The sequence below is a fragment of the Hominiventricola sp. genome (assembly GCF_057604405.1).
In genome coordinates this window covers 1-1,321 of sequence record NZ_DBLYVB010000096.1, presented here as the reverse complement: position 1 = coordinate 1,321, position 1,321 = coordinate 1, and the positions used below count along the sequence as shown (strand labels likewise).

Genomic DNA, 1,321 nt, shown 5'->3' with positions numbered 1-1,321 from the left:
AACTGAGCCTTTCAAGCACAAAGCTGAATGCAGTACGGGATGGAAACATCCAGAAAACACCAAATATCACACTGTCTGGAGATCACAGAAACTATGTGACATTGAGTGTACCGGAAAATGTGACAGCACATAATCTTTCCAAAGGAACAAGTGTTACAAATGGAAAAATCCAGATTTATGGTGGAGATACATTCTATCTGTCTGCGGATTTATTACTGACAGGCAGTTATGCTTCCGGCAACTTATATGGTTCTGTCGGAAAGACATGGAGAACACTGGTGCTGACAACCGGAAATTCCAAGCAGGATATCGGTGTATTTGAAAGTGAAACAGCAGCTCCGGTAAGTTTTAGTGTACAGTGGCTGAATATGACACGCATTGAACTTATGAAGAAAGATGTCAATACACAGAATCTACTGTCAGGAGCAGTTTATGGTATTTATACTGATAAGAAGTGTGAAAACCTGCTGATGACAATGTCAGCAACCGGAAGAGATGGAAAAGCAGTCAGCGATTATTTTGATTCTGCACTGAAAACTGTGTATGTAAAAGAGATCACTGCTCCGACAGGATATAAACTGAATACAGAAGTATATAAAGTAGATGTTGCAGCCGGAAAGACATTGAATGTAACAGCAACAGATGAGAGAGTCACCGGAAAAGTAAAAATCGCAAAGATCGATAAAGAAACACTTGCATTTAAAGCGCAGGGGGACAGTGCTCTTCGTGGTGCGGTGTATGGTCTTTATGCCAAAGAGGACATCGTGCATCCGGATGGCACAACAGGAGTTCTGTATAAACAGGACAGCCTGATTGCACAGGGAGTCATCGGAGATGACGGAACACTGGAATTTTCAGAATTATACCTTGGAGAAATGTATCTAAAAGAAATCACTCCACCGGAAGGATATACACTGGATACTACCAAATATGAGGTATCAGTAACTTATGAAGGTCAGGATGTTGCCGAAGTGACAAGAGACCTTACGGTAAAAGAGCAGGTAAAGAAACAGGCATTCCAGTTAATCAAAATCAGTGAAGATGGAGAGCAGACAGAAACGGACCTGGTTGCAGGAGCAAGATTTAAGGTATATCTGATCAGCGACCTGACACAGGTGAAAAATGGGAAACTGAAACCGTCCAATGGAGAAAGCTATACAGCAAGTGATTTCAAGAATTATGACTTCAGCAAAGAGCAGGTTGCAGTTACTTATGAGAATGGAACCGCCGTACCAGTACCGGAACTGATCACTGATACCAAAGGATATGCAGTCAGCCCGGAACTGCCGTATGGAAGTTATGTTGTAGTGGAAAGCACTAC

1 protein-coding gene is annotated in these 1,321 nt (G+C 42.2%); it reads left to right on the top strand.

Annotated features, from left to right (window positions below; translation table 11 throughout):
• The coding region (locus tag ACZMB2_RS14290) for an MSCRAMM family protein (protein WP_487597209.1) at nt 1-1,321 on the top strand (1,321 nt) is incomplete at both ends.